Origin of the sequence: Escherichia sp. TW09308, from assembly GCF_000208565.1 — a bacterium.
GTDB classification, from domain to species: Bacteria; Pseudomonadota; Gammaproteobacteria; order Enterobacterales; family Enterobacteriaceae; genus Escherichia; species Escherichia marmotae.
On the sequence record NZ_AEME01000001.1, the window covers coordinates 3,566,434 to 3,583,023 of the forward strand.

16 protein-coding genes, 4 tRNA genes and 3 pseudogenes are annotated in these 16,590 nt (G+C 51.4%); 8 read left to right on the forward strand and 15 right to left on the reverse strand.

Features of this window, described 5'->3' with window-relative positions:
• Positions 1–25: 25 nt before the first annotated feature.
• Genes ccmB through napF form a run of 9 tightly spaced genes read right to left on the reverse strand, consistent with a single transcriptional unit; the run spans position 26 to position 7,161 of the window.
• Positions 26–688, reverse strand: coding sequence for a heme exporter protein CcmB (ccmB, locus tag ESM_RS0117035; RefSeq protein WP_000971724.1), 663 nt, complete (start codon positions 686–688; stop codon positions 26–28).
• A complete protein-coding gene (ccmA, locus tag ESM_RS0117040; RefSeq protein WP_000525579.1) occupies positions 685–1,308 on the reverse strand; it encodes a cytochrome c biogenesis heme-transporting ATPase CcmA in 624 nt (207 codons plus the stop codon). The genes ccmB and ccmA overlap by 4 nt, the downstream gene beginning before the upstream one ends.
• A gap of 12 nt (positions 1,309–1,320) precedes the next feature.
• Entirely contained in the window at positions 1,321–1,923 is a 603-nt protein-coding gene (gene napC, locus ESM_RS0117045; RefSeq protein WP_000528371.1) for a cytochrome c-type protein NapC, read from the reverse strand.
• Between the two features lie 9 nt (positions 1,924–1,932).
• On the reverse strand, positions 1,933–2,382 hold the full coding sequence (gene napB / locus ESM_RS0117050; protein ID WP_000835174.1) for a nitrate reductase cytochrome c-type subunit: 450 nt from the start codon (positions 2,380–2,382) through the stop codon (positions 1,933–1,935).
• Complete coding sequence (napH, locus tag ESM_RS0117055; RefSeq protein WP_000013486.1) at positions 2,379–3,242, reverse strand: quinol dehydrogenase ferredoxin subunit NapH; 864 nt, start codon at positions 3,240–3,242, stop codon at positions 2,379–2,381. The genes napB and napH overlap by 4 nt, the downstream gene beginning before the upstream one ends.
• Entirely contained in the window at positions 3,229–3,924 is a 696-nt protein-coding gene (gene napG, locus ESM_RS0117060) for a ferredoxin-type protein NapG (protein WP_000091299.1), read from the reverse strand. The genes napH and napG overlap by 14 nt, the downstream gene beginning before the upstream one ends.
• A 6-nt stretch (positions 3,925–3,930) precedes the next feature.
• Positions 3,931–6,417, reverse strand: a complete 2,487-nt coding sequence (gene napA / locus ESM_RS0117065) for a periplasmic nitrate reductase subunit alpha (protein ID WP_000778071.1) — start codon at positions 6,415–6,417, stop codon at positions 3,931–3,933.
• Positions 6,414–6,677 carry a chaperone NapD gene (napD, locus tag ESM_RS0117070; RefSeq protein ID WP_000557372.1) on the reverse strand — a complete coding sequence of 88 codons (264 nt, stop codon included), beginning with the start codon at positions 6,675–6,677 and terminating at the stop codon, positions 6,414–6,416. Before napD ends, napA begins: the two co-directional genes overlap by 4 nt.
• Positions 6,667–7,161: a ferredoxin-type protein NapF gene (gene napF, locus ESM_RS0117075; RefSeq protein ID WP_000687310.1), complete on the reverse strand. Its 495-nt coding sequence runs from the start codon at positions 7,159–7,161 to the stop codon at positions 6,667–6,669. The genes napD and napF overlap by 11 nt, the downstream gene beginning before the upstream one ends.
• A 108-nt stretch (positions 7,162–7,269) precedes the next feature.
• Here napF and ESM_RS1000000129420 point away from each other — a divergent pair.
• Together ESM_RS1000000129420 and eco are read left to right on the forward strand one after the other, a co-directional pair.
• A pseudogene (locus tag ESM_RS1000000129420) lies at positions 7,270–7,368 on the forward strand (hypothetical protein); the annotation flags it as partial.
• A 199-nt stretch (positions 7,369–7,567) separates the two neighbouring features.
• Positions 7,568–8,065 carry a serine protease inhibitor ecotin gene (eco, locus tag ESM_RS0117080; RefSeq protein WP_000849208.1) on the forward strand — a complete coding sequence of 166 codons (498 nt, stop codon included), beginning with the start codon at positions 7,568–7,570 and terminating at the stop codon, positions 8,063–8,065.
• 1 nt (position 8,066) lies between these two features.
• On the opposite strand, the gene coaA is transcribed toward eco, so the two are convergent.
• Positions 8,067–9,017 (reverse strand): type I pantothenate kinase, encoded by a 951-nt coding sequence (gene coaA / locus ESM_RS0117085; protein ID WP_000023077.1) that lies wholly within the window; start codon positions 9,015–9,017, stop codon positions 8,067–8,069.
• 361 nt (positions 9,018–9,378) lie between these two features.
• Here coaA and ESM_RS0117090 point away from each other — a divergent pair.
• The 6 genes and pseudogenes from ESM_RS0117090 to faeH all read left to right on the forward strand — a co-directional run.
• Positions 9,379–9,454, forward strand: a tRNA-Thr gene (locus ESM_RS0117090).
• A gap of 8 nt (positions 9,455–9,462) precedes the next feature.
• Positions 9,463–9,547: transfer RNA gene (locus tag ESM_RS0117095), tRNA-Tyr, on the forward strand.
• 115 nt (positions 9,548–9,662) lie between these two features.
• A tRNA-Gly gene (locus ESM_RS0117100) sits at positions 9,663–9,737 on the forward strand.
• A 6-nt stretch (positions 9,738–9,743) separates the two neighbouring features.
• Positions 9,744–9,819, forward strand: a tRNA-Thr gene (locus ESM_RS0117105).
• A 178-nt stretch (positions 9,820–9,997) separates the two neighbouring features.
• A complete protein-coding gene (locus ESM_RS0117110) occupies positions 9,998–10,801 on the forward strand; it encodes a hypothetical protein (RefSeq protein ID WP_000751754.1) in 804 nt (267 codons plus the stop codon).
• Between the two features lie 224 nt (positions 10,802–11,025).
• A pseudogene (gene faeH, locus ESM_RS0117115) lies at positions 11,026–11,739 on the forward strand (F4 (K88) fimbria minor subunit FaeH); the annotation flags it as partial.
• A 60-nt stretch (positions 11,740–11,799) separates the two neighbouring features.
• On the opposite strand, the gene istB reads toward faeH, so the two are convergent.
• The 5 genes and pseudogenes from istB to phoB form a co-directional block, all read right to left on the reverse strand.
• Positions 11,800–12,597: an IS21-like element IS21 family helper ATPase IstB gene (gene istB / locus ESM_RS0117120; protein WP_000544828.1), complete on the reverse strand. Its 798-nt coding sequence runs from the start codon at positions 12,595–12,597 to the stop codon at positions 11,800–11,802.
• Entirely contained in the window at positions 12,597–13,769 is a 1,173-nt protein-coding gene (gene istA, locus ESM_RS0117125) for an IS21-like element IS21 family transposase (protein WP_000952339.1), read from the reverse strand. Before istA ends, istB begins: the two co-directional genes overlap by 1 nt.
• An 82-nt stretch (positions 13,770–13,851) precedes the next feature.
• Positions 13,852–14,139, reverse strand: a pseudogene (locus ESM_RS0117130) (branched-chain amino acid transport system II carrier protein); the annotation flags it as partial.
• A gap of 406 nt (positions 14,140–14,545) precedes the next feature.
• Positions 14,546–15,841 carry a phosphate regulon sensor histidine kinase PhoR gene (gene phoR, locus ESM_RS0117135; protein WP_000893630.1) on the reverse strand — a complete coding sequence of 432 codons (1,296 nt, stop codon included), beginning with the start codon at positions 15,839–15,841 and terminating at the stop codon, positions 14,546–14,548.
• 57 nt (positions 15,842–15,898) lie between these two features.
• Entirely contained in the window at positions 15,899–16,588 is a 690-nt protein-coding gene (gene phoB, locus ESM_RS0117140; protein WP_000113928.1) for a phosphate response regulator transcription factor PhoB, read from the reverse strand.
• Positions 16,589–16,590: the final 2 nt, after the last annotated feature.

Here is a 16,590-nt window from a genome sequence, read left to right on the forward strand (position 1 = left end):
TCGAACAAAAATCAGTAATCCAGCGTTATTGAATGCTGATTCGTAACGCTGCCGCCGTCGCAAAAGGACTTAATGTCGCGGTGCCTGCCAGCAACGCGCCTAAAATTGCCAGATACCCGTCAACGGGCAAATGCATCGAAGCCGCGTCCATCGCGGCGGTAGCAAAGATGAGTAATGGGATGGTCAGCGGTAACACCAGTATGCTGAGCAGCACGCCACCGCGCTTAAGTCCCACTGTCAGCGCCACGCCCGGAGCACCGAGAAATCCCAGCGTTGGAGTTCCCAACAGCAGCGTCAGCGCCATCACTTGCCAGCCATAAACGTCCATTCCCAGTAGCAATGCCACCAGTGGCGAGAGGATAAGTAACGGTAAACCGGTTACCATCCAGTGCGCCATCACCTTCGCCAGCACAACGGCGGGCAAAGGTAACGGCAACAACATCAGTTGTTCAAGACTGCCGTCCTGCAAATCGTCACGGAACAGTCGCTCCAGCGCCAGTAAGGAAGAAAGCAGCGCTGCCACCCAAATAATGCCCGGTGCAATACGTGCCAGCAGTTGCGGCTCCGGACCGATACTGAGCGGAAAAAGGGTAATAACAATCAGGAAAAACCACAGCGGGTTGGCGATTTCGGCGCTATGGCGAAACGCTACGCGCAGCTCAAGACGGAAAATGCGCCAGAACATCATACGCCCCTCGTTTTCGTCAGAGATATGCGGCGGATTTTACTTTCGGCAACGTTGAGCGGTTGGTGAGTAGTAAGAATCACAATCCCCCCCTGCTCCGTATGCTGTGCCATACGCTGGGTCAGACGATCGACGCCGTTAACGTCAATCGCGGTAAACGGTTCGTCGAGGATCCACAAGGTGGCACGGGTCAGCCACAGACGCGCCAGCGCAACGCGGCGTTGTTGCCCGGCAGAGAGTTGATTCACGGGAATATCTTCGAATCCGGCAAGCCCGGCCTGCGCCAGAGCGTCCAGACAGTGTGCGGTATCACCATCGCGATGATAAAAGTGCAGATTTTCTAACGCCGTCAGCCGGGTTTTGATCCCCGGCTGATGGCCTATCCATAACAGGTTTTGATGGTAGCTATCGCGTACCTGATGCAAGGGCTGCCCTTGCCAGAGAACTTCACCCGCATCAGGGCGAGACAACCCCGTCAGCAAACGGAGAAGCGTTGTCTTCCCCGCGCCGTTGCTGCCGGTGATTTGTACCCACTCTCCTGCATTCAGCGTAAATGACAAACCACTAAATAAAGTGCGTTCATCCCGCTCGCAGAGTAATTCTCTGGCTTCAAGCATACCCACGCAATAACCCTGTTAAAAACCTGGTTCGACTTCACGCATATCAGGCAGCTTGTGCGCTATCCCTTTATGGCAGTCAATACAGGTTTGCCCGTCTTTCACCGCCTGAGCGTGCATCTTCGCGGCAACACCTTTCTGGGCGGTTGTATCCATATACTCGAAGTTGTGACAGTTACGACACTCCTGCGAGTTATTGTCCTTCATCCGCCGCCACTCATTCTGTGCCATAGTCAGGCGATGAGCTTCAAACTTTTGCGGCGTGTCAATAACGCCAAAAATTTTACCATACAGCTCTTTACTTGCTTTGAGCTTGCGTATCATTTTCGGCACAAACTCGTGCGGAACGTGACAATCCGGACAGGTCGCACGCACGCCACTACGGTTGTTGTAATGCACGGAATCCATGTATTCCTGATACACCGTATTGCGCATTTCGTGGCAGCTAATGCAGAACTCTTCGGTATTGGCTTTTTCCATTCCGGTGTTAAAGCCGCCCCAGAAGACAATACCGCCAACAAAACCGATCAACAGCAGCGTACCCAGCGCCAGACGACTGGGAGTACGCCACCATTTCCACAGGCGCTTAATCAGGCCAGGCTTACGGTCAGAATTTCCCATAATAACCTCTTATTTCCCGTAACCTTTTGATGGGGTGAAGGTATTCCCCACGATTGGCGCGGTATCGGCCTGCGGCACGTGACATTGCAGACAGAAGTAACGACGCGGAGCCACTTCCGCACCTACCTTGCCATCGCTGTCCATAAAGTGAGTTGGACTGATGCGCGGCGCGCCAGTGGTGCGATAGCTCTCGACACCGTGGCACTGTAAGCAGCGGTTGGTATTGGTCGTTACCTGATAACCTTCAACGCTATGCGGGATCATCGGCGGCTGATTCACATAGTTCAGCGGCATCCGATCCTGCTCTTTTGGCATCCGAATGGCCCCTTCCTGCGTCCCGGATACTTCCGGCGACTGGCTAAAATCGACGCCATTAGCCGCCCAAACCGCGCCGCTCACCACCAGGGCCAGCATCGCCGTCCATTGACACAGCGCTTTCTTCAGGTCATGGCTTTTCATGATTTCGCTCCCGAACTCCATCGTGTAGTTATTGTAAATACATCCTCAGAACAGACATCCACGCAGCGACCGCACGTCATGCAATCGCGGCTGGTGACCTGCACCGGGCTTTGTTCATCCAGCACCGGGGCACGTAGTACATGCGGTTCCGGGCAAACATGAAAACAATCCATACAGCGGTTACATTTCTGCCGATCGGTAGCCGCAACGGTAACAATACCTTTGCTACCCAACACGCCATACAGCGCACCGACCGGGCAAATGTGACCGCACCAGCCGTGTTCAACGACCAGTAGATCAAATAAAAACAGCGCGAGAATAAGCAGCGCGCCGCTGCCGAATCCCATTACCAGGCTGCGCCCCATCAGGGAAACAGGGTTAATCCATTCCCAGATGAGTGTGCCGGTTAAGGCCGATCCCACCAGTATGACGACCAGCAGCACGTAGCGAATGTGCCGCGGGATCGTCGCAGACTGATTGAGGTCAAATCGCCTGCGTAACCAGTTTGCTAAATCGGTAATCGGGTTCAGCGGACAGACCCAACTGCAAAATAATCGCTTTCCTGCCAGGGCGTAGAGCACAGTGATAATCACTGCGCCGGTCAACGCCACTGTGGCAGGTAGATGACCGCTGGCAAGGCTTTGCAGCGTCATCAGCGGATCGGTCAGCGGAATGGTGTCGAGTAACAAGCTACTGCTATAGTTGCCGTGCAAGATCCACACACCAAACCACGGGCCGCTCAAAAACATTCCCAGTACGAAGAACTGACAAAGGCGACGCAACACCAGCCAACGGTGACTACGCCACCAGCCTTTTTTCGCCAGCGCCTCGCGCCCGGCGTCACGTTTACGATTTGCCATCGTTCCCCTCCAGCCAGCCGAAGCGGTAATGGTGACCTAACTCCCCTTTCGCCAGTGACAGCGGTAACACCTTGATTGCCGGTTGCTCCAGTACGCACACTTTTTCGCACTTACCGCAGCCGGTGCAGGCATCGCTGTGAACCGTTGGCAGAAAACGGGCGTGTTTACCGGTACGCGTGTTGCGCTCCAGTTCCAGGGTAATCGCCTCATCAATTTTCGGGCATTCGCGATAACAGACATCGCAGCGCAGCCCCTGAAAGTTGAGGCAGTTCTCCTGATCCACCAGCACTGCCAGTCCCATCCGCGCGTCGTCGATCGATTCGATTTCACGATCCAGCGCACCACTCGGGCACACTTTGGCACACGGTACGTCCTCACACATTTCGCAAGGAATATCGCGCGCCACAAAGTACGGCGTGCCCGCCGACAGGCCAGAGGCCAACGTCGCCAGCTTTAAGGTGTCGTAAGGGCAAGCCTGAACACACTGCCCGCAACGCACACAGGCACTGGCAAAGGCGTTCTCGTTTATGGCTCCGGGCGGGCGCAACCGCACGCCAGATGCACGTGCGGTTTGCTGTTGTAACCCCAGCGCCACACCCACGGCAGCCAGCCCGCCTGCTGTGCGAACGACATCGCGCAGAAAGCGGCGGCGACCATTTTGAGGTTTCGCTGACCGGGACATAATGGCTTACACCTTCTCCAGTTTGACCGCGCACTTCTTAAAGTCCGTCTCTTTCGAGAGCGGATCGGTCGCGTCCAGCGTCAGTTTGTTAACCAACTGTGCGGCGTCGAAGAACGGCATATACACCAGGCCCTGCGGCGGACGGTTACGACCGCGCGTTTCGACAATCGAGATCACTTCACCACGACGAGAAACCACTTTCACTTTGTCACCACGACGCAGGTCACGCGCTTTCGCATCCAGCGGGTGAATAAACAGGACCGCTTCCGGGAAGGCACGGTGCAGTTCTGGTACACGGCGAGTCATACTGCCGGTATGCCAGTGCTCCAGTACGCGCCCGGTAGAGAGCCACAGATCGTATTCTTCATCCGGAGCTTCCGCCGCCGGTTCAAACGGCAGTGCGAAGATCACCGCTTTGCCATCCGGTTTACCGTAGAACTTGTAGCCTTCGCCCGCTTTCACATACGGGTCGTTGCCTTCACTGTAACGCCACTGCGTTTCTTTACCGTTAACTACCGGCCAGCGCAGGCCGCGTGCTTTGTGGTAGTCATCGAACGGTGCCAGATCGTGACCGTGACCGCGGCCAAACCATGCGTACTCTTCGAACAGCCCTTTTTGCAGATAGAAGCCCAGCTCGCGGGATTCATCATTAAGTTGATCTTCTGCCAGTTCGGATACCGGGAATTTGCTCACTTCCGGGGTGGCATACAGTACCTCGTACAGCGTTTTGCCACGCAGCTCCGGTTTCTTCGCCAGCAGCTCTTCCGGCCACACTTCTTCAGTTTTGAAGCGGCGGGAGAACTGGACTAACTGCCAGAGATCCGATTTTGCTTCGCCCGGTGCCTGTACCTGTTGACGCCAGAACTGAGTACGGCGTTCTGCGTTACCGTAAGCCCCCTCTTTCTCTACCCACATTGCTGTCGGCAGAATCAAGTCCGCGGCCAGCGCACTGACTGTCGGATATGGATCGGAAACGATGATAAAGTTGCGCGGATCGCGCCAGCCCGGCATACGCTCTTCATTAATGTTCGGCCCGGCCTGCATGTTATTAGTACACATGGTCCAGTAAACATTCAGCGTGCCGTCTTTCAGCGCACGGTCTTGTGCTACCGCGTGCAGACCGATTTTTGCCGGAATGGTGCCGCTCGGGATATTCCACTTCTTCTCGCAGATATCACGGTGTTTCTCGTTGGTCACCACCATGTCCGCTGGCAGACGGTGAGAAAAGGTGCCCACTTCACGCGCAGTACCACACGCGGAAGGCTGACCCGTAAGGGAGAACGGACCGCAACCCGGCTGGGAAATTTTGCCGGTCAGCAGATGCAGGTTGTAGACCAGGTTGTTGGCCCACACGCCGCGGGTATGCTGGTTGAAACCCATCGTCCAGTAGGAGATGACTTTCTTGTTCGGATCGGCATACAGTTGCGCCAGTTGTTCCAACTGATCTTTTGGCACGCCGGTCATTTCAGCGGTTTTTTCCAGCGTATATTCGGCAACAAAGGCTTTGTAATCTTCAAAGCTCATCGGCTCGGAAGCATCGGAACCCGGATTTTTCGCCGCTTTTTCCAGCGGATGGGTTGGACGTAAACCGTAGCCGATGTCCGTCGCCCCTTTACGCAGGTTGACGTGTTTGCTGAAGAAGTCCTGATTTATCGCATTGTTTTGAATGATATAGTTGGCGATATAGTTCAGGATCACCAGGTCAGACTGCGGCGTAAAGATGATGCCGTTATCCGCCAGTTCAAAGCTACGATGCTGGTAAGTAGAAAGCACCGCCACGGTGACGTTCTGGTTAGAGAGACGACGGTTGGTAATGCGCGACCAGAGGATCGGGTGCATCTCCGCCATGTTCGCGCCCCACAGCACAAACGCGTCAGCCTGTTCGATGTCGTCATAGCAGCCCATCGGCTCATCCATACCAAAGGTACGCATAAAGCCAACGACCGCCGACGCCATACAGTGGCGTGCGTTCGGGTCGATGTTGTTAGAACGGAAGCCCGCTTTGAACAACTTGGACGCGGCATAACCTTCCCAGATAGTCCACTGACCAGAACCGAACATACCGATCGACTCCGGCCCTTTTTCTTTCAGGGCGGTTTTGAATTTCTCTTCCATCACATCAAAGGCTTGATCCCAGGTGATTGGGGTGAACTCGCCTTCTTTGTCATATTTACCGTTTTTCATACGCAGAAGCGGCTGCGTCAAACGGTCTTTACCGTACATAATTTTGGGCAGGAAATAGCCCTTAATGCAGTTCAGACCACGGTTAACCGGTGCGTCCGGGTCGCCCTGACAGGCCACCACACGCCCCTGTTGCGTTCCGACCAGAACGCCACAACCAGTACCGCAAAAACGGCATGGCGCTTTATCCCATTTAATGGCTTCCTGCTGACCAACAACGGCGCGGGCAACGCCCGGCACGCTGAGACCGGCAGCCGCCGCAGCGGCCGCAACGGCGTTAGCTTTCATAAAGCTACGACGACTGAGTTTCATGGTGTTTCCTCACCTTGCTCTTCCTGCTGGTGATAAACCAGCGACACCGCCAGCACGCCTTCTACGTTGCGTACTGACTCAATGGTTTGAATTAGCGTTTCGCTGTCTTCTGCTTCCACCACCACTATCAACTGACCACTCGGCGCGTCGCTGACAGCGACTTCACAGCCATCAAAGGCGTTCAGTTGGGTGCTGATGTCTGAAATTCGTTCGCTTTTGGCCTGAACGACCAGGCTGCAAACTTGCCAGTTAGTGTGCATGGAGATACTCCGCAGTAATGGCTGATACCGGACAACTAGCTGCACATGCTCCACATCCGTTGCAAAGTTGGCTATTAAGTTGCGGCTGGTAGATCCCGGAAAGCGTCGGGCGAAAGATAATGGCCATTGGTTCACAGCTATCCTGACAGCGACGGCATTCGACTGCCTGATACGCCAGGCACGTCTCCCCGATGGTGAACAGCAAATCCCAGGCCCTGGTGTGGCGCGGAGAAAATAGTGATTCGGGGCAAGCCTGCGCACAGGCATAACAGAAACTGCACTCGTTGTTTTTGAAATTAACGCTCGGATAGCCGCCCGCACCACGTTGCAGAATGTTGTTTTCACAAGCATTAATACAGGCGTCGCAGCGGGTACAATGGGTCAGAAAATGAGATTCATCACCAGACCAGGGCGGACGGATACCGTTACTGGCTTTGCGCCAGCGACCAGTGAGTATGCCCCGACGGGATACATCAATCTTCACATTGACCTTCCATCATTAACGCGCTCTGAAAACGGAGAGCGACCAAATAAACCGCATAATTAATAAGCCATTTTTATAGCCGCTAAGATATTAAAGGATGTGTCAAAGATGCATACCCCGATCGGGGTAAAACCTGTAGTAGGATCAAAAGAGTGGTGGGAAGGCTGGCAAAAACGGTCTTTTGCTCACATTTCAAATGGTTATAAATAAATTTATATAGCGATAAATTCACCAAATATATTTCTTCAGGCTTAACCATTCATCAGCATATAACACCAAAAGAGAAGGTAAAGTTGTCTGAATATTCCTTAAGTTATTCATAAAGCAAATTAATAAATTTGATGAATATGTTAACCTTCAGCGACATCATCGGTGAAAAACCTATAAATGAAGAAAGGAAAACAAAATGAAGACCATTCTACCTGCAGTGTTGTTTGCCGCTTTTGCCACGACCTCTGCCTGGGCGGCAGAAAGCATCCAGCCGCTGGAAAAAATTGCCCCTTATCCGCAAGCCGAAAAAGGGATGAAGCGTCAGGTGATTCAGTTAACCCCGCAAGAAGATGAATCTACCCTGAAAGTAGAACTGTTGATCGGTCAGACGCTGGAGGTCGATTGCAATCTGCATCGTCTTGGCGGAAAACTGGAAAGCAAAACGCTGGAAGGCTGGGGCTATGATTATTATGTCTTTGATCAAGTTAGCTCCCCGGTTTCGACGATGATGGCCTGTCCGGATGGCAAGAAAGAGAAGAAATTTGTTACCGCGTATCTGGGTGATGCCGGAATGCTGCGTTACAACAGCAAGCTGCCGATCGTGGTGTATACACCAGACAATGTGGATGTGAAATACCGCGTCTGGAAGGCAGAAGAGAAGATTGAGAACGCGGTAGTTCAGCTCCCCCTTTAAATTATTTGCGTAGTCTGACTTCTTCTACCGCATGATTAGCACTTTTGGTCAGGATCAGGCTGGCACGTTCGCGAGTAGGAAGAATATTTTGCTTTAAGTTCAGCCAGTTGATTTCCTTCCAAAGCGTCAAGGCAGTATTGATCGCTTCTTCTTTTGTTAATTTAGCGTAGTTATGGAAATAGGAATCCGGATCTGTAAAAGCGCCTTCACGGAATTTCAGGAAGCGGTTGATATACCATGTCTGCAGTAAATCTTCAGGAGCATCAACATATATCGAAAAATCGACAAAATCAGAAACAAAAACATGATGCGGATCGTGTGGGTAATCCATACCGCTCTGTAAGACATTTAATCCTTCAAGAATTAAAATATCAGGCTGCACGACAGTTTTATCGCCATCCGGGATCACATCATAAATAAGATGCGAGTAAACCGGTGCTGTAACGTTTGGCACTCCCGATTTTAGATCGGAAACAAACTTCACCAGACGATGCATATCGTACGACTCCGGGAAGCCTTTCTTCTTCATCAGACCACGTTCTTTAAGCACTTTGTTGGGATGAAGAAAACCATCGGTGGTGATCAGTTCAACACGACGGTGTTCCGGCCAACGGCTTAATAGAGCCTGTAATACACGGGCGGTCGTACTTTTCCCCACCGCAACGCTACCCGCGATGCTGATAATGTAAGGAATGCGTTGTCCGTTAGTACCAAGAAATTGTTCCAGAACTGCCTGACGGCGCAAGTTTGAGCTTATATAGAAGTTCAGCAAACGCGATAAAGGCAAATAGATCTCGGCAACTTCTTCTAACGAGAGATCCTCATTTATACCTTTGAGACGGGCGATCTCATCCTCCGATAACGTCATAGGTACGGAATCACGCAGAGCTGCCCACTGGTTGCGGTCAAACTGTAGGTAAGGCGTCATTAACGTTTGCTCTTTTATACTCATAAGCATGTTTCTGGCGATCATAGCTCTATCGGCAAAGCGATATTTGCCATGGCGCGTCACAGTTCTGTTGAATGGGTTAATGGGCAGGAGGGTAACACCAGATTGGGAGGAATAATAAGAAAAAATCTCTTTCGACAAGCTATCGTTGAAAAGCAATGTGACAGATATTCCATCTACTAAAAAGAATTGTGTTTTATCTTGAGTGCATTGTTAAACAGAATGATGCTGAAAAAGTATGCTAATCTGTCCCCTGTTTGACTGTTTCTTCATCGCGTTGTGCAAAATGTGACCAATAAAACAAATTATGCAATTTTTTAGTTGCATGAGCGCGCATGTCTCCATAGAATGCGCGCTACTTGATGCCGACTTAGCTCAGTAGGTAGAGCAACTGACTTGTAATCAGTAGGTCACCAGTTCGATTCCGGTAGTCGGCACCATCAAGTCCGGTGGGGTTCCCGAGCGGCCAAAGGGAGCAGACTGTAAATCTGCCGTCACAGACTTCGAAGGTTCGAATCCTTCCCCCACCACCAATTTCGGCCACGCGATGCGTAGCCCGAGACGATAAGTTCGCTTACCGGCTCGAATAAAGAGAGCTTCTCTCGATATTCAGTGCAGAATGAAAATCAGGTAGCCGAGTTCCAGGATGCGGGCATCGTATAATGGCTATTACCTCAGCCTTCCAAGCTGATGATGCGGGTTCGATTCCCGCTGCCCGCTCCAAGATGTGCTGATATAGCTCAGTTGGTAGAGCGCACCCTTGGTAAGGGTGAGGTCGGCAGTTCGAATCTGCCTATCAGCACCACTTCTTTTCTCCTCCCTGTTTTTTCCTTCTGTTTATTGCATTCAACAAGTCGGGCATGTTGCCTGGTTGATGTGGTGATATCACCGATTTATCCGTGTCTTAGAGGGACAATCAGAGGAATTACTGATACATAAAGTGTATTTCTTGATATTTATAAATTTGAAAGGAACTTATTTTTATGAAAAAGACTCTGATTGCACTGGCTGTGGCTGCCTCTGCTGCAGTATCTGGTTCTGCATTCGCTGCTGCCTCCTGGACTCCGGGTGATTTTAATGGTTCTTTTGAAATGGGCGGTCAGTTAACACCACCAACTCAAACCAATAATCCGTGGTCTGTTGCTGTAGGTAACAAAGTATCAGATCTGAATGCGACTCTCACTGCCGGACAAAAAAATGTCACAATTAATGTGTCCAGCCCAATTGGTGTATTAGGCATTCGCCCGACAGAGAAGAAGATGTTCGCTAGCCAGGCAGGTATTTCTCCTCAAATTAGTTATGGTAGTGCAGTTGATCTGGATTCTTTTGTCGGAGGAACCGGGACATTGACGCTGCCAGTTAAATCTGGCGAACAAATCATTGGTTCATTGACCGCAAAAATCTATGCTGGCGGCATGGCCTCCTGGTTTAAAGATTATGGTGATACCACCGATGGTATTGGTTTTCCTCTGTATGCATCTGTTGCAGGGAAAGCCTTCTTCGGGGGACTAGGAAAATCTGAAAATGCTGTAGATAACGATGGCGACCATGTTGTTGCGGAAGCGTTTAAGTTTTTCCCGGAGATTGCAGATACCTATCTGTCTCCTGAGGGGAATTATGGATCTCTGGGGGAAACAACTTTTGCCGATCTATCTAATAAAGACATGAGTGGTTTATATGCTTCAGGTATTCCGGCGGGAGAAACACTTAACATCACTCTCACCAATTCATTATCCGATGCTACTAACTGGACTGCTTCTTTGCCAGTTACTGTTAGCTATATGTAATTTAGCAGGTAACAGCAGTAAGTGTGTTTGCCTTACTGTCTGTTAAAAATTCGAATTACTGTTTTCGGTGATCTGAATATACGGAACCGGGATGTCGGAGCAGATGTTTTTCTGTCGGAATGCGTTGTGACGCATGTCGGTTCTGTATTGTTTTCAGTGGGAACACGTTTGAATGTTCTGGTTTTTATTTTTATGTACTCCGGAACAGAGCAGAGTAAATAACAATGAAAATAGCGCATCATTATAAATCCCTTCTTTCTGCCATTATTTCGGTGGCTCTGTTTTATTCAGCAGCATCACATGCAGATATTCTTGATGGTGGCGAAATTCAGTTTAATGGTTTTGTCACTGACGAAGCCCCCAAATGGACCTGGCAGATCAGCTCACCGGACCAGACCTGGTCAGTGGATACTGCAGATGCACGTGCAGAGAACGGGCAACTGGTTTTTAATTTACGTGATAAAGGAGTATTGCCGTTTCTTGAAGGGCATTTGTATGAGGTGGCTGAGCGCGGTGGTCCCGGATTCACGCCATTTATTACCTTCAGCAGTAACGGACAGCCTTTCGCCGTAAAGGAAGGCAGTGGCACTACGGCGCAACGTTTTCGCGCCTCTGTCCCGGTGCGTGACCCGGAAACGGGTAATGTATCGGGGCAGCTTTCTTTCACCCTGAATCAGGGGATGGCAGTCAGTGCCGGTGCACAGGAGGAGGGGGCTACAGTACCGACAGGGATGTCGCTGGTCGGCGGACAAAGCGTGACGGAGGTACAGTCAGGAACGCTGCCACAGGGGCTGAAAGCCCGGCTCTCTTCCCTGTTACTGATGAATCAGAATTTTGGCAATGGCATGAATGCGGTGGATAACGGACAGGTTATCAGCCAGGGGGTACTGGCTGACGGTCGGGTGATGAATCTGGCTGCGGCCTATGCTTCAGCGGTATGTCAACGCCACGATTTTTAACCGTTATTTGCCATTTTCATGCCCGCTAAGATACTTTCGTTACTGATGCTGTCCGCTTTCCACCATTTCATCATCACTGATTGGCGTTGTGTTTTTGGTCAGCACTCCTGCTTTACGTTTCTCTTTTAACCGGTAACTCTCTCCTTTGATATTCAGCGTAGTTGAGTGATGTAGCAGCCGGTCCAGGATCGCTGTTGCCAGCACGTGATCTCCGAACATTTCTCCCCAGTCTGCGAACCCTTTGTTTGACGTCAGTATGATGCTCGCTTTTTCATATCGACGGTTCAGTAGCCGGAAGAACAGGCTGGCTTCCTCTCTGTTCATCGGCAGATAACCTATTTCATCCAGGATCAACACCCGGGCATAACTCAGTTGCTGTAGCTGACGCTCCAGCCGGTTTTCCTGTTTCGCTTTCATCAGTGTCGCGATCAGTCTGTCCAGTGGCATAAACAGTACCCGATGTCCCGCATCCACCGCTTTTACGCCAAGAGCTATGGCCAGATGCGTTTTTCCGACACCAGGAGGTCCCAGCAGGATCACGTTTTCGCTGCGCTCCACGAACGCCAGACCAGCCAGTTCCCGGACAACCTTACGGTCGATGCCCGGCTGGAAGGTAAAGTCGAACTGCTCCAGCGTTTTGACCCACGGCAGACGAGCCTGCTTCAGCCGGGACTCCATACCGCGCTGATGCCTGCCGTTCCATTCCTGCTGTAGCGCCATGCACAGGAACTCCCGGTAGTTCAGCTCTTTTTTAGCTGCCTGTTCCAGCAGGCTTTCAACGTGATAACTCAGATGCTCCATTTTCAGGCGGCTCAGCAGGACTTCCAGCTCATGCATCACAACAGCTCCTCATAGGCACTCAGTGGTCGATGTTCCACCTGACTGACCTGCTGCCAGAGCGGGGCGTGATGCTCCGGCACTGTCTGCCAGCCAGACGATGCCGAACAGAGGCGATGTGAGGCCACCAGTTTCTCATTACTGTAGATCCGCAACTCGTCATCCAGCGATATTCGTATCGATACCGGCTGACCACACAGCGCTTCGGGAACGCTGTAACGATTACCGCCAACCTCGATATAGCTGTCCCAGGACACATGGCGGATGTCGAAGTAACTGGTATCGAAGTCCGTATCCGGTAACGGCTGCAGATGTTCCTGCTCCAGCGCGAAGCGCTGTTCCGGCGTTTCTTTGAACTGGCGAAGTTCCCGTTTGTCAGCCACATCGGCTATCCATTGCTCCAGTTGTTGATTGACATGAGTGAAGCTGTCGAACCTGCGGTACCGGACGAAGAAGTTCTCCTTGAGGTATTTCACCATCCGCTCAACCTTACCTTTTGTTCTGGCCCTGCGTGGACGGCATGCCCGTGGCAGGAAGTTATAGTGGTCGGCCAGTAACAGGAATCCGGAGTTGAACACGACTTTCCCGTTGTTATTCTTCAGCACCGCAGCCTTCTGGTTATCAACCAGCACCGTTTTCACACAACCACCGAAGTAGCGGAAGGCGCGAACCAGTGATTCGTAGGTATGCTCAGCATCCTGTTTTGGTGCGGCGAAGACATGGAAGCGGCGGGAGAACCCCAGCGTATTAACCGCAAAGTTAACTTTGCACCGTTGCCCGGCAACCTCCACCTCAACTTCGCCCCAGTCGTGCTGGAGCTGGTATCCAGGCTGAGTTTCGAAGCGAACTGTTCTTTTTGACGGACGCATTTTACGTTTGGGCTGGATGTAGTAACGCAGCATGGAACGTCCGCCCGTATAGCCCATTGCCTTAATCTCCGCGAAGATAACCTCGCTATTCCAGACATTCTCTGCCAGGCGCATGTCGATGTAATCCATAAACGGTTTCAGCTTAACCATTTTGTGGCGGGTTTTTCTGGCTGGCGGTTCAGGGTATTTGAGATAGCGTCTGACCGTTCGTTCAGAGCAACCAATCTGAGCCGCAATATCGACAATGTACGCGCCCTGCTGGCGCATTTGCTTTATCATGTAAAAGTCCTCTCTGCTCAGCATGTTGATGTCCTTTTGGGTGTGAGAACCTTAAGGAAACAACATGTTGGGTGGAGCGGACAATCCAAATGGTGAATTACCGTCTTATATCACTGGCGCTAACATAGCAGACGGTTGCCAGTAACACGCCAGCAACTTTACCGATGGGGGTGCTCAGGCTATCAACGCCGCCGCCAACTTTCGCCAGCGCCACTACCGTTAATACCGGCAGACCAACGGCGGTAATGAGAAAGCCAAACGCAGCAGTCCAGACGTGTTCGCCCGCCTGTAAGCCGACCATAGGAGGGAAAATAATGTTACCTGCGCCGACGAACAACGCAAATGTCATAAAGCCCAGAGCGATAATATCGCGCGATCTTAATTGATGGGTCATAAATCATACTGCCTGTGGATGTGGTGTTGTAACGTTAAATTTTTGTGCCAATCCCTGGGGATGATACAGCGGTATTTTTAAACAATTTCAGCGGGAAATACTCCCAACCTGACGCGGCGAAGAATAGTTTTTCGATTTACCGCTTGAATGCAGTCAGTATGACAGCACCTGAAGCGCAATTTAAACGCTTATAACGTTTTAAAGCAAGATGGGATCTAAAAACCAGAGGGATATAACGATAAGAAATCACTAACCAGTATAAAACGCTATTTCAGCGAAAAAGTCATGGCTAATCATGCGAACAAAAAATCACCAACCCTTGTAAGGTTTAGCGCTTATTTTTTGGCTGCAAAGAAAAAAAGCCAGCGTCGGCTGGCTTATGGCAACAAAAAATGACAAAGGCAGATTAATCGTTGTTTTTGGCAATTAAACGTTCCGGCAGAACAAAACTGAAACGCGTACCTTTGCCCACCGTACTGTCAATATTCAGGCGGCTTTCGTGGTGATTCACCGCATGTTTAACAATTGCTAACCCCAGTCCACTACCACCGGTTTGTCGGGAACGCGCTTTATCAACACGATAAAAACGCTCGGTCAGCCGTGGAATGTGCTCCGGTGCGATACCCGGCCCATTATCTTCAACACTAAACTCGGCACCGTGCGGCACTCGCTGCCAGCGCACCGTGATATGTGTACCTTCTGGCGTATGATTCACCGCGTTATAGACCAGATTCGAAATCGCACTGCGTAGCTGATCTTCATTGCCAGACACTTTTAGGTCATTATCTATTTCAAAGGTAAATGTCTGTTTGTGCTGACTCAGAGTCTGGGCTTCACGCTCAACGACACGCAGCATCATAGGTACATCAACCTTTTCATTGAGTAACTGTGTTGGCGCAGCTTCAATTTTCGACAGCGTCAGCAACTGCTTCACCAGTCCTTCCATTCTCTGGGTTTGCTCGCGCATTGTGTGCAACGCTTTTTCACGTACCGCACCTTCCAGCGGCTGCTCATGCATCATTTCCAGGTAACCCTGCAACACAGTCAATGGCGTGCGTAACTCATGGCTCACGTTGGCAAAAAAGTTGCGCCGAGCCCCTTCCAGTTGATGCATTTGCGTGACATCACGCGCCACCATTAACAGTTGTTTATGCGTATAAGGCATGACGCGAATTTCCAGATGCCGCCCGGTGTTGAGCACCAGATTGAGCGGGCGAGAAAAATCACGCGTTTTCAGATATTGCGTAAATTCCGGATAACGCAGCAGGTTAAGGATGTTCTGCCCGTTATCTTCCGGCCAGCGCAGGCCAAGAGTTTGTTGCGCCAGCCCGTTACACCAGAAGATCCCGCCCTCTTCCGTGGTCAGCACCACCGCATCGGGCAGCGACTCCGCGCCGCTACGAAAGCGTTTGATGAGATTGCCCAGTTCGCGGCGGCGTTTTTTATTACGCAACTGCATCTGGTGTAAGCCATACAGCAGAGGTTCCCAGCTTCCACGCCCGGGTGGCGGCGTCATACTGCGATCCACCCACAGCCACCATGAGAGGCGTAATAAATTCCAGAAATGCCAGATAAGCAGTCCCGTTACCGATGCCAATAAAAACCAGGGCAGATAACCCAAAAAAGCACCCAGGATGAAGGCCGGGAGGCAGCAAAGTAGCAGCTCCAGCACCAGCCTTTTCCACGACAGCCGTTCCAGCACGTAAGATACTCCAGTTATGAACAAACAAGCCTTGCTCTGCGTCCGACGAGCAAGGCGTTAAAAGCGGGTTGAAAAACGATATCCTGTACCGCGCACGGTCTGTACCATGCGGTCATGCCCGCCAGGTTCCAGTGCTTTACGCAGGCGACGAATGTGGACATCAACCGTACGATCTTCTACATAAACATTGGTTCCCCAGACGTGGTTTAATAGCTGTTCGCGACTGTACACACGCTCGGGGTGAGTCATAAAAAAGTGCAGCAGCTTAAATTCAGTCGGTCCCATCTCCAGCGGTTCTTCGCCCGCCATCACCCGATGAGACGTCGGGTCCAGACTTAGCCCCAGCATCTCGATCACCTCTTCCACCGCCATCGGTGAAATACGGCGCATCACCGCTTTAATACGTGCCACCAGTTCCTTCGGTGAAAACGGCTTGGTGATATAATCATCCGCGCCGGTTTCAAGACCGCGCACACGATCTTCTTCCTCCCCTCTGGCGGTCAACATCACCACCGGTATATCCCGGGTCATCGACTCACGCTTCAGATGTTTGATGAACTGGATACCGGAGCCGCCGGGTAACATCCAGTCGAGGAGAATTAAATCCGGCCAGGGTTCATTCAGTTGGTTCACAGCACTGTCATAATCTTCCGCTTCGACCGGCTGAAAGCCATTTTGCTCGAGCACGAAGCAGACCATTTCGCGAATTGGAGCTTCATCCTCTACGACCAGAATACGTCTCGCCATGA

What these genes read in the sequence shown, in the direction of transcription:
- napA (WP_000778071.1), bottom strand. Translation starts at nt 6,417, where the DNA reads ATGAAACTCAGTCGTCGTAGCTTTATGAAAGCTAACGCCGTTGCGGCC.
- ESM_RS0117110 (WP_000751754.1), top strand. Translation starts at nt 9,998, where the DNA reads ATGAAAAAGACTCTGATTGCACTGGCTGTGGCTGCCTCTGCTGCAGTA.
- coaA (WP_000023077.1), bottom strand. Translation starts at nt 9,017, where the DNA reads ATGAGTATAAAAGAGCAAACGTTAATGACGCCTTACCTACAGTTTGAC.
- istA (WP_000952339.1), bottom strand. Translation starts at nt 13,769, where the DNA reads ATGCTGAGCAGAGAGGACTTTTACATGATAAAGCAAATGCGCCAGCAG.
- napB (WP_000835174.1), bottom strand. Translation starts at nt 2,382, where the DNA reads ATGAAAAGCCATGACCTGAAGAAAGCGCTGTGTCAATGGACGGCGATG.
- eco (WP_000849208.1), top strand. Translation starts at nt 7,568, where the DNA reads ATGAAGACCATTCTACCTGCAGTGTTGTTTGCCGCTTTTGCCACGACC.
- napG (WP_000091299.1), bottom strand. Translation starts at nt 3,924, where the DNA reads ATGTCCCGGTCAGCGAAACCTCAAAATGGTCGCCGCCGCTTTCTGCGC.
- ccmB (WP_000971724.1), bottom strand. Translation starts at nt 688, where the DNA reads ATGATGTTCTGGCGCATTTTCCGTCTTGAGCTGCGCGTAGCGTTTCGC.
- napH (WP_000013486.1), bottom strand. Translation starts at nt 3,242, where the DNA reads ATGGCAAATCGTAAACGTGACGCCGGGCGCGAGGCGCTGGCGAAAAAA.
- phoB (WP_000113928.1), bottom strand. Translation starts at nt 16,588, where the DNA reads ATGGCGAGACGTATTCTGGTCGTAGAGGATGAAGCTCCAATTCGCGAA.
- napD (WP_000557372.1), bottom strand. Translation starts at nt 6,677, where the DNA reads ATGCACACTAACTGGCAAGTTTGCAGCCTGGTCGTTCAGGCCAAAAGC.
- napC (WP_000528371.1), bottom strand. Translation starts at nt 1,923, where the DNA reads ATGGGAAATTCTGACCGTAAGCCTGGCCTGATTAAGCGCCTGTGGAAA.
- istB (WP_000544828.1), bottom strand. Translation starts at nt 12,597, where the DNA reads ATGCATGAGCTGGAAGTCCTGCTGAGCCGCCTGAAAATGGAGCATCTG.